The organism is Butyrivibrio sp. INlla14 (assembly GCF_900102515.1).
Taxonomy (GTDB): Bacteria; Bacillota; Clostridia; order Lachnospirales; family Lachnospiraceae; genus Butyrivibrio.
In genome coordinates, this window is record NZ_FMVS01000014.1 from 84,830 (window position 1) to 96,334 (window position 11,505).

Sequence of the window (11,505 nt, forward strand, 5' to 3'; positions counted from 1 at the left end):
GGGGAAATCGCAAATTTACAAAGTAAATTGCTTATTCCTCATATTTGTTAGGGTCATGAAGTAAAAATGCATAACATGCAAGCATGTAATCATTATGAATTATGTCACCTATATCATGATATAATAATATCATGAAATTTCGTATGTTTGGAGGGGCTATGAGCAGGATTCTTCTTATTTACGCAGCAGTAATCTTTATTGCAGGGGTAGTTCTTTTTACATATGCAACTCTTAAGAAGGAAAAAGAGGTAGAGGAGCCGGAGACGAACGCCTGGATGCGGATCTTGTCTATCGTGCTGGTTGTAATGGCGGCAGCGTGCCTGTTTGTGAGTTGTAGTATGAAGTGAAATGTTGTCAGATATTTGAAATCTTGTTGCACAAAATCGGCGGTTGTGAGATATATGATCCCACAACCGCCTTATAAATTTCACGTAGAAAACAATTTCATGTTAAAAGATATTTAGTTTTATTTCCATTTTTTGAGACCTTCAAAAGCTATGCCAGAGATATCAATGCCACAATCAGTACTGCTGAGAGTCTGAAGGCTGGGCTTAAACTCGCCAACTCTGATAGCTTGAAGTCTTGGGAATTTAGAACTCTTTTTGGGAGAAACACCGCGTTTTTTATCTGTCATATGGGCACCTCCGTGAGCGATGCACTTGCCTTGATCCAAGGACTGTGCAGTTAATTCCTTTTGCTACCCTCATTATAATAGACAGACAACTTGTATGAGAAGAGTAAAAAGTCAATATTTTAACTGTTTTTGAAATATATATTCACACTTTTATCGTAAAAGAGTTATAATATATCCAAATATTTTTTAGCATGAGGAGGAAAACGAAATGGCAGCTAAGGTTAATGCTAAGATCGAGCTTCAGTTCGGCGATAAGGCAATAAACGAAGAGCAGCTTGTTTCAATGGCTAAGAAAGCATACGGTAAAAAGGACATCAAGAACCTTGATATCTATGTAAAGCCAGAAGAAAACAAGGCTTATTACGTTGTTAACAATGATGTCACAGGCAACTTTGATCTTTGATCTGATTTTTGGGAAAGCTTGCTAGTGCAATAATTTAAGACGACGATTAGGAGAGTGGAGAGAAACGAGGTTTTTCTTCACTCTTCTTTTGTGTAGAGCACTTGCCGAGGTATTATCGAGGCTAGTGCGAACCACATCTGTGCACTTAATGAGGTAATGTCGAATTTAGTGCAGCAGATGTTTCCTTTTATGTAGAGCACTTGCCGAGGTATTATCGAGGCCCCATAATTTCATGATTTTTGCTTAGTTGACTTACATGGTATAATAGAGTGTCGGAGTGCGTGTTTTAGAAAGAAGGATATATAAAATGGAAAAAGAAAAACTTGCGATACATGGCGGAAAGCCAGTTAGAGAGAAGAAGATTTATTACGGACGTCAGTGGATCCAGGATGATGATGTGCAGGCAATTGCTTCTGTACTTAAGGGAGACCTTATCACTTGCGGACCTTCTGTTGACGCTGTTGAGAAAAAGATATGTGAAGTAACAGGAGCTAAATATGCAGTAGTTGTCTGCAACGGTACTGCAGCTCTTCACTGCGCAGCAATTGCAGCAGGACTTGGAGAGGGGGACGAAGTTATCACAACACCTCTTACATTTGCTGCTTCTGCAAACTGTGCAATTTACGTTGGAGCAAGACCAGTTTTTGCTGATGTTAACCCAGAGACCTACAACATTGATCCAGAGAGCATCGAGGCTCATATCACAGAGCACACCAAGGCTGTTGTTGCGGTAGATTTCACAGGCCAGGCTGTTGAGCATGACAGGATAAAAGAGATCTGTAAGAAGCACAACCTCACATACATCTGCGATGCTGCTCACGCTATCGGAACAAAATATAAGGGTCAGCCAGAGGGCTCTATTGCAGATATGACCTGCTTTAGCTTCCACCCAGTTAAGACAATTACTTCTGGAGAGGGCGGTGCGATCACAACCAATGATCCTGTGCTTTACAAGAAGCTTCGTCTTGCTAGCCAGCACGGAATTGTTCGTAATCCTGATGACTTTGTTGAGAAGAACCCAGAGGGAATCTGGTATTACGAGATGCAGACTCTTGGCTTTAACTATAGAATGACTGATTTCCAGGCAGCTCTTTTGATAAGTCAGCTCCACAAGCTTGATCAGTTCTCTAACAGGAGAAAAGAGATTGTGAAGATGTACAATGAAGCTTTTGCGGATGTGCCTGAGATCATCGTGCAGAAAGAGATTCCAGAGTCAGATACTACAAGACATTTATATATTATTCAGCTTGATCTTGATAAGCTTACCTGCACTCGTCGTGAGTTCTTTGACGCTATGAGTGCTGAAAATGTGCAGTGTCAGGTGCACTATGTGCCTGTTTACTGGTTCCCATTCTACGAGAACATGGGCTACAAGAGAGGTCTTTGCCCTGTGGCTGAGAAGATTTACAAGGGAATCATGAGTATTCCTCTTTATCCTATGCTTACAGATGAGGATGTTCAGACTTCAATCGCTGCAGTCAAGAAGGTTGTTGACTGGTACAGAAAGTAAGAAAGATGGCTTTCGTATTTGGTTTTTACCTATAAAAGGTGATTAAGGCCATTTTTTATATGCTAATTTGATTTGGAACAAATTCGAGAAAAGGGACAATAAAAAGAAATGTCAGAATTCAAAGGTTTTAAGAACAACGGAAGATTAAAGCTCCTTATCATAGTAGGAACAAGGCCAGAAATCATAAGGCTTTCAGCAGTTATAAAAAAGTGCAGGAAGTATTTTGATGTGGTGCTGGCCCATACAGGTCAGAACTACGACTACAACTTAAATGGCGTCTTCTTCAAGGACCTTGAGCTTGATGAGCCGGAGGTTTACCTGGATGCAGTAGGCGAGGACCTTGGTGCAACCATGGGAAATATCATTGATAAGAGCTACAAGCTGATGGTGGAGATAGAGCCTGATGCAGTGCTTGTTCTGGGCGATACCAATAGCTGCCTGTCAGTTATAGGAGCTAAGCGCCTTCATATTCCTATTTTCCACATGGAAGCTGGAAACCGTTGCAAGGACGAGTGCCTTCCTGAGGAGACAAACCGCAGGATTGTGGATATTATCTCGGATGTTAACATGGCTTATTCTGAGCATGCCAGAAGGTACCTTGCAGATTGCGGACTTCCCAAGGAGAGAACTTTTGTGACAGGATCTCCTATGGCTGAGGTTCTTCATGACAATCTTGATAAGATCAAGGCTTCTGATGTTCATGCAAGACTCACACGTGAAACTGGCGTAAATATCGAGCCTCACAAGTATATTTTGTTGTCAGCTCATAGAGAAGAGAACATCGATACAGATGCTAACTTCAGATCTCTTTTTACAGCAATCAACAAAATGGCTGAAAAGTACGACATGCCTATCCTCTATTCCTGTCACCCCAGGAGCAGAAAGAGAATTGAGGCTTCTGAATTTGAACTTGATAAAAGAGTTATCCAGCATGAGCCACTTGGATTCCATGACTACAATTGCCTTCAGATGAATGCTTTCGCGGTGGTTTCTGATTCAGGAACACTTCCTGAGGAGAGTAGTTTCTTTTTATCAGTAGGAAATCCATTCCCTGCTGTCTGCATCAGGACTAGCACTGAGAGACCTGAGGCTATGGATAAGGGTAACTTCATCCTTGCTGGAATTAGCCAGGAGAGCCTTCTCCAGGCGGTTGATACTGCGGTTGCCATGAACGAAAACGGCGACTTCGGAATTCCAGTTCCAGACTACGTAGATGAAAATGTATCCGATAAGGTTGTGAAGATAATCCAGAGCTTTACCGGGGTTGTCAACAAGATGGTTTGGAGAAAGAACTGAAAATATGAGTAGTAACTGATAACGGGGGAGCAATGGGGCAGATTAGGATAAAGAACAAGTACATATATAGATGGTTGTGCATGGTGCTGCTGTCCGTACTAGCCACAATATCTTTTTTCCTGGTGTGGCGTGGATTTGTAAAGGTCAACAACCAGACGGGAAGCCTTATGGGATTAGGTAACCTGCTTATGGCAGCTGGCATCTACTTTGTTTTGTACCACATTGTGGGAAAAGCGCTTAAGGCCTTCAGGATTGGCGTTGATAGAAAGGCCAATCTTCTGGCATCTCAGGTCCTGACGCTGTTTTCTGTGGATGCGATCGAGGTTTTGGTATCCTGCGCTATCACGGGTCAGTTCAGGTTCTTCCCGAATTTCCTGTGGAGATACGTATTGCTGGCATTTGGACAGTCTGTGGTCTTGTGCCTTTTGGTTATTCCTATGGTTGATTTGTACAGGCACTTTTTCAAGGCTCACAGAGTGCTTGAAATCTGGGATTCAAGGTCTGCTGGAAAGATTGGAGTGGCCGGAGAGCTGAGCATGGAAGAGTACGACAAGCTCCACTTCATGAATGGAAGGCCTGACAAGTTCCACATCGAGAAGATTGTGGATATCAACGAAGGGCTAGATAAGATTTATGGCATGATGGAGCCCTACGATGCAGTATTTATCAATGATATTCCTTCTGAGATCAAGAATGACATCCTCAAAGAGTGCTTTAGCAGAGACATCAGGGTGTACTTCACTCCTAAGATTTCAGATATTATAGGCAAGAACTCAGAGGAGATAAATCTTTTTGATACACCTCTTTATTTGTGCCGAAATGCTGGACTTTCCCTTTCTCAGAGAATTGTAAAAAGAACTTGTGATATCGTTTTCTCTTTGATAGGCCTGGTGCTTACAAGCCCGATACTGCTTGTTACTGCGCTTGCCATCAAGCTTGAGGACGGCGGACCTGTCTTTTTCCGCCAAGAAAGGGCAACTCTGGGGGGCAAAGAGTTCAGTATCCTGAAGTTCAGGTCAATGATCGTTGACGCTGAGAAAGACGGACGCCCGCATCCCGCCGGGGAGAAGGATCCCAGGATTACTAAGGTTGGAAACGTCATCAGAGCTACTAGAATTGATGAGCTTCCGCAGATTTTGAACATCCTAAAGGGCGATATGTCGATTGTTGGACCAAGGCCTGAGAGACTTGAACATGTGCAGAAGTACTGCGAGGAGATTCCTGAGTTCAAGTACAGACTTAAGGTTAAGGGCGGCCTTACAGGCCCAGCCCAGGTCTTTGGTAAGTATAATACGAGCCCTCTTAACAAGCTTAAGATGGATCTTTTCTATATAACAAATTATTCGCTGCTGCTGGATCTGCAGATTCTCTTTGAAACTGTGAAAATCCTGGTGCAGAAAGAGAGCACTGAGGGCTTTACTCAGGAGCGCGTGCAGGAAATGCATGACGCCGGAGCCGGCGCTGGTGATGGTGCGGGCAAGGATGCGTGATAGCGCAGCTGGAAGTTATGACTAGAACAGTGGATCTGCGGATGCCTGGCTGGAAGATATGGCTAGAACAGTGGATTTATGAATGCCTGGAAGGAATTTACATATAAATTGTGGGAATTCTAGTGTTTTATATGTAAAATAGGATTTCAAAATAGCAATAATATCATAGCAAGATAGGAGAAATACAGATGAGTGAATTTAAGGACAAGACACTGCTGATAACAGGTGGTACAGGAAGTTTCGGACATTGCGTACTGGATCACTTTCTTGATAGTGACCTCAAGGAGATCAGAATCTTTTCAAGAGATGAGAAAAAGCAGGATGATATGAGACATGAGCTTCAGGCTTTCCATCCTGAGCACTATAACAAGGTTAAATTCTTTATAGGAGATGTGAGAAACATCCAGAGTCTTAGAGACTGCATGCCAGGTGTTGACTATATCTTCCATGCAGCAGCGCTCAAGGAAGTTCCTAGCTGTGAGTTCTTCCCAATGGAAGCTGTTCGCACAAATATCGAAGGAACAGACAACCTGATCCATGCGGCCATCGAGAACGGAGTTAAGCATGTGATTTGTCTTTCAACTGATAAGGCAGCCTATCCTATCAACTCAATGGGAATTTCAAAGGCCATGATGGAGCACATTGTTTATGCAAATGCCCGCATGGCTGCTGAGTGTGGAACAATACTTAACTGCACAAGATACGGAAATGTTATGTGTTCCCGTGGTTCTGTTATTCCTCTGTTCATTGAACAGATAAAGAATGGTCATCCTATTACAATCACAGATCCTAACATGACAAGATTCATGATGAACCTTGATGAGGCCGTTGACCTTGTTATGTTCGCATTCACTCATGGAAATCCTGGAGATCTTTTCATCCAGAAGGCGGATGCTTCTACTATTGGAGATCTTGCTAAGGCTGTTCAGCAGCTCTTTGGCGAGACTGAGACTAAGATTATCGGCTCTCGTCATGGTGAGAAACTCTACGAGACTCTCCTTACCAAGGAAGAGAGACTTCGTGCTGAGGATATGGGCGATTATTACCGCGTTGTTGCTGATGCCAGAGACCTTAACTATGACAAGTTCTATGTTCAGGGCGAGGTGCACACCGCTGCTGACGAGGCTTACACAAGTCATAATACTGTAAGACTTGATGTTGAGGGCACTGTGAAGAAGCTCCTTACAACATCTTATGTTCAGGAAGAACTTAAGAAGCTTGGTAAGTGATTTGCTTTTCGGATTTTATATGCAATGCAGGAAATCTAGTGGTTTCGTATAAGAGAATTTGCAGAGGTAATTTGTGAGGGTTATATGCAAATCAGGTAGTCTAGTGGTTTCGTATAAGGACATTTGCAGAGGATATTTGTAAGGGCTATATGCAAATGTGGGAAACTAGTGGTTTCGTATAAGAAAATTTGCAGAGGAAATTTGTGAGGGTTATATGCAAATCGGGGAAACTAACGATTGCATATAAGACCTAGCACAAGGGGCTGAGCAAATCTATTATATGAAAATAGCTATATCGCGTAGTTGAGTATAATAGCCAGCAAAGAACAGGTAGAAATGGCTTATATGCAAATAGATTGGTAAGCGCATTTCGTATAAGAGCATGAAGATAGCAATGAAAAAGCTATTATATGCAAAGCTGTAATCTAGCATTTTTGTATAAATAACAAATAATAATAATTAGAAAACTGGAAATATAGAACTCCAGAGAAATAGAGAGCTAGATATCTAGAAATCTTGAGATTTATAGGAATATAGAACTAGAGACATAGATATCTAGTAATCCATAGATATATAGAACTAGAGATTCAGATATACAGAAATCCAACTTTAGATTTAGAGATAAACATATAAAGTAAAAAACAAGGACACCGCTTAGGAACATAGATGAAAGATTGCGTGGAAGAGTCAGGAAAAAGAAATAAGAATTTATCTACTGAGGGTAAGCCTCTCAGGATTTTGGTAGTTACAGAGTGTTTTTGGCCTGATATTTACGCAATCAATGACATTGTGGAAAAGCTTGTACAAAGAGGCCATAAGGTAACAGTGCTGACGGGACTTCCGGATTACACAACTACGAGAATCCCGGAAGAGTACAAGCATGGAAGGAACAGGCACCAGAATTACAAGGGAGCAGATGTGTACCGCGTTCCAACGATTGCAAGGCGCCATGGACCTATCTGGAGGAGCCTTAGTTATCTTTCATTTGTGGCTAATGGATGGCTTCGGGCCAAGACTCAGGACTGGAAGCACACTGAGGTCTGGGGAAATGCTAGTGATGCGGACTTTGACGTTATCTATGTATGGGAAGTTTCACCTGTGACCATGGCAGTACCTGCTATTGCTTTGAAAAAGAGATACAAAAAGCCATTATTTTTGTATTGTATGGACATATGGCCTGAGTGCGTAAAGGCCATGAGTATCAAGGAGGGAACGCTTCCCTACAAGATGATACATGCCTGGACTAAGCGCATTTACAAGCAGTGCGATCACATTGCGGTATCTTCAAAACCTTTTTTTCAATATATGGAGGAAAAAAATGGAATTCCACGCAGCAAGATGAGCTACTTGCCGCAGTACGCTGATGTGGGGCTATTGGAACTTGATACTCGGAAAATCAAGCCTGATGAAGCTAGGAGCGCACAGAATGAAGAAACACCTGTTAGATCCCGAAACGTACAAGATAGCGAAATATCAGTAAGAGCTGGAAATGTACAGGATAGCGAAGCATCAGGAAAAACTGCTCACGTTGACTTTCTTTTCATAGGAAATATAGGAAAAGCCCAGAATCTTGACTGCCTCATGAATGCAATGACTGTGTTCAAGGGCAGAAACGACGTGACACTTCACATGGTGGGGGGTGGATCAGAGTTTGATAACATAAAGAAAATGGCAGAAGATTTAGGGCTTGACGATATTGTGACTTTTTATGGACCGAAGCCTTTTAAAGAAGCTATTTCTTTTTACAATAAGGCGGATGCCTGTGTTCTGACACTTGATGGAAGCACACATATCGGAGATACGCTTCCTGGCAAGCTTCAGACCTACATGGCAGCAGGCAAGCCAATTCTGGCCGCGGCCAATGGCGCAGCTATGGAAGTTATTAAGGAAGCAAACTGCGGAAAATGTGTTGCTGCTGGAGATCATGAGGCATATGGCCGGATTTTGCAGGAGTTTGCAAAAGAGATACAAAGCGAAGGTCATACTGGTACTAAGTTCGCAAAAGAGATACAAAGCGAAGGTCAGATTGGCACTAAGTTTGCAAAAGAGATACAAAGTAAAGACCAGACTTGCGCTTATCTTGCGAAAGCTTGTTCTGACATTTCACGATATGGTGATAATGCCCGCAGGTATTTCCGCGAGAATTTCATGGAAGAGCAGCATTTTACTGAGCTGGAGCGGCTGCTTTTGGGAATGATAAAGTAGTTTTTTTCTCGGGTCATAGATATGTGGCAAGCGATAAAGAAATAAGCAATTACATAAAAAATATTAAGAAATAAATACAATCACGTATTGCAAGGGAGCAAGAAATGAAAGTCCTTATAACTGGAGCCAAGGGATTCGTAGGACGAAACCTGGTGGAAAATCTCAAGAATATTCGGGATGGAAAAAATAGAACGAGGCCAAACCTCCAGATAGAGGGGATTTTTGAGTACGATGTGGACACTGATCCAATGCTGCTAAAAGACTACTGTCTTGAAGCGGATTTCGTGTTCCATTTGGCGGGCGTGAACAGGCCAAAGGATCCCAAGGAATTCATGGAGGGTAATTTTGGTTTTTCCAGTACTCTTCTTGATACGCTTAAAGAATGTGGTAACAAAGCGCCTGTTATGTTGTCATCTTCAATCCAGGCCTCATTAACCGGCCGTTTTGCAAATTCTGAATATGGAAAATCCAAGCTGGCTGGGGAAGAACTCTTTTTTGACTATGCAAAAGAGACAGGCGCCAAGGTCCTGGTTTATCGCTTCCCGAATCTTTTCGGCAAGTGGTGCAGACCCAACTATAACTCTGCGGTTGCCACATTTTGCAACAATATTGCCAACGATCTTCCAATTCAGGTAAATGATCCTAGCACAGAGCTGGAGCTGGTTTACATTGATGATCTTGTTGAAGAAATGCTTGATGCGCTTGAAGGACATGAGCATTATGCGGACAGATACTGCTTCGTTCCGGTTTCACATAAGGCGACGCTTGGCGAGATTGTTGAGCTTTTGCACAAATTTGAAGATATGCCCCGGACGCTCATAATGCCGGATATTCCAGATGGTTCTTTTGCAAAAAAACTATATTCAACCTATCTGTCATATCTTCCAGAGAGTAAGATGAAATACGATATTCCGATGGCACAGGACGACCGAGGACATTTTTCTGAGCTTATAAAGTCTTTGAGTTGCGGCCAGATCAGTATCAACGTTTCAAAGCCTGGTGTGACAAAGGGGCAGCATTGGCACAATTCTAAGTGGGAGATTTTTATTGTGGTTTCCGGAAGGGCACTCATTCAGGAGCGCAAGCTTGGCATAGATCCTGAAACTGGCAAGGAATATCCTGTCATCAATTTTGAGGTGTCAGGTGAGAAACTTCAGGCAGTGCAAATGCTTCCTGGATACACACACAATATCGTGAACTTATCTCAGACAGAAAACCTGGTGACTGTAATGTGGGCAAACGAGATTTTTGATGAGAAAAGACCTGAAACCTATAGGGAAATTGTGGATAACAAGTGATTTTGTTGAATAAAAAGGGTAATTGTAGCGGTATTTTAGATTGGCAATAAAATTAGATTGTGGATAACTAAAGGAAAAAATAGAATAAAATTGATTTGTGGAGTTCCACATTTTGAAAGGCCAGCGGAGGAGTAATGCCGCTGGCCTTTCTGCAAAATTGCATAGTCGCTGATACGAAATACGTCAGCTCAGCTGACAAGCGGCTTGCAGATGAGTAGGAAGATAGACAAGTCTTCTACTCTGTTGAAATATCGTTTTATATGTAAGTAGATAGCGCCTTGCGGCGCAAAAGCCAAAGCTTGGTGCCAAGATAGGTGGCATTATGATGCCTTGGCTGAAGTATAGAAGTTTTGAGCCGCTCTGTGCTAAGCTTTGTGGAACCGTAGCTATGAAGCAACTTTGTGACTATACGTCAGTGACGAGCGCACGGAATACTATAATGGGAAAGTGTGTTTAAAATAAGGACAATATGTGAGCGTTATATGAAGAATATTTGAAAAAGCGTTCACATATTAGAGAATATTTATGGATAAAATAGCGATAATAATATTTCGGAAAAGTCTTCTGCTGGTGAAAGATAAATACTGACCATTGGTCAGTATTATCGCGTTATATGGGCGATTTCTGTCTTTGAGCGGTGTGTGATTTAATTGTATACATGTATACATAGGGATTTTTGAAGTGTACTCAAAGTTGCAATTTACATAAAAACAATTATGTAAAAACGACATAATAGCCATATTGATATTAACTAAATAGCGTGCAATTAAGTTTTAAATTATGCAATAAGTCGACTGAATATTTAGAGATGTTATTATTTATGGACTATTTTTCTATCTTTATAGATAATGTTGGATTATTGTCTAACAAAACTATGCGGGTAGCATTTAGATCAAAATTATGGCTAGGAATGAACTACCATCACCGACAACATTGGAAATGGTTTCTAAAATACCTTGCGGTATAGTTAGGCACGTTCACAGTGCCACTACTCCGTTGGGTAAAACCCTTCGGCATACTTTAAATGTTGATTAGTGCGCTTGTAGCGCATGGAAACTAACACCTTGTATATTTTACGTGCCATAGGTTCTTGGTTTGTTAGATACATGGCACAACCGTATATATACAGTTTTCAAGGTTCCGATTGACTTATTCTATCACGAACAACTGTTCGTGTAAAGGCGATTCATCCCGCAACCGACTTCATCGGAAGGGGTTTTCTCGCACGATATTTATAATATAATGTAGTTACCTTAAAAATCCCTTAAAAACTTGCTTGTGGTGAGTGAAGTCATGCAAGAAAAGGAAAAGTGCTGGGCATGCATCACTTGACGTCAGGGGAATGATGCAAAAATAGCAAAGTAAGAAAGCTTGCATGACAGTAGATCAAGAAAGTCATGCAAGAAAAGGAAAAGTGCCAGATATGCATCAATGGACCTC

Annotated in this window: 9 protein-coding genes; 8 read left to right on the forward strand and 1 reads right to left on the reverse strand. The window is 41.8% G+C overall.

Annotation, left to right across the window (positions count from 1 at the left end):
- The first annotated feature begins 158 nt into the window (after nucleotides 1-158).
- On the forward strand, nucleotides 159-347 hold the full coding sequence (locus tag BLO53_RS10650) for a hypothetical protein (protein ID WP_092061298.1): 189 nt from the start codon (nucleotides 159-161) through the stop codon (nucleotides 345-347).
- Between the two features lie 119 nt (nucleotides 348-466).
- Here BLO53_RS10650 and BLO53_RS19205 read toward each other — a convergent pair whose 3' ends face one another.
- Nucleotides 467-634 (reverse strand): hypothetical protein, encoded by a 168-nt coding sequence (locus BLO53_RS19205; RefSeq protein WP_155833881.1) that lies wholly within the window; start codon nucleotides 632-634, stop codon nucleotides 467-469.
- 208 nt (nucleotides 635-842) lie between these two features.
- Between BLO53_RS19205 and BLO53_RS10655 the strand changes: the two genes are divergently transcribed.
- The 7 genes from BLO53_RS10655 to BLO53_RS10685 all read left to right on the forward strand — a co-directional run bounded on the left by BLO53_RS10655 (nucleotide 843) and on the right by BLO53_RS10685 (nucleotide 10,065).
- Complete coding sequence (locus tag BLO53_RS10655) at nucleotides 843-1,037, forward strand: DUF6465 family protein (RefSeq protein ID WP_051196877.1); 195 nt, start codon at nucleotides 843-845, stop codon at nucleotides 1,035-1,037.
- A gap of 307 nt (nucleotides 1,038-1,344) precedes the next feature.
- Nucleotides 1,345-2,547, forward strand: a complete 1,203-nt coding sequence (gene pseC, locus BLO53_RS10660) for a UDP-4-amino-4,6-dideoxy-N-acetyl-beta-L-altrosamine transaminase (protein ID WP_092061300.1) — start codon at nucleotides 1,345-1,347, stop codon at nucleotides 2,545-2,547.
- A 108-nt stretch (nucleotides 2,548-2,655) separates the two neighbouring features.
- Complete coding sequence (gene wecB, locus BLO53_RS10665; protein ID WP_026488600.1) at nucleotides 2,656-3,843, forward strand: non-hydrolyzing UDP-N-acetylglucosamine 2-epimerase; 1,188 nt, start codon at nucleotides 2,656-2,658, stop codon at nucleotides 3,841-3,843.
- 32 nt (nucleotides 3,844-3,875) lie between these two features.
- Entirely contained in the window at nucleotides 3,876-5,333 is a 1,458-nt protein-coding gene (locus BLO53_RS10670; protein WP_092061302.1) for a sugar transferase, read from the forward strand.
- A gap of 188 nt (nucleotides 5,334-5,521) precedes the next feature.
- Entirely contained in the window at nucleotides 5,522-6,562 is a 1,041-nt protein-coding gene (locus BLO53_RS10675; RefSeq protein ID WP_092061304.1) for a polysaccharide biosynthesis protein, read from the forward strand.
- A gap of 666 nt (nucleotides 6,563-7,228) precedes the next feature.
- Nucleotides 7,229-8,767, forward strand: coding sequence for a glycosyltransferase family 4 protein (locus tag BLO53_RS10680; RefSeq protein ID WP_092061306.1), 1,539 nt, complete (start codon nucleotides 7,229-7,231; stop codon nucleotides 8,765-8,767).
- A gap of 104 nt (nucleotides 8,768-8,871) precedes the next feature.
- A complete protein-coding gene (locus tag BLO53_RS10685) occupies nucleotides 8,872-10,065 on the forward strand; it encodes a polysaccharide biosynthesis C-terminal domain-containing protein (RefSeq protein ID WP_092061308.1) in 1,194 nt (397 codons plus the stop codon).
- The last annotated feature ends 1,440 nt before the right edge of the window (nucleotides 10,066-11,505 follow it).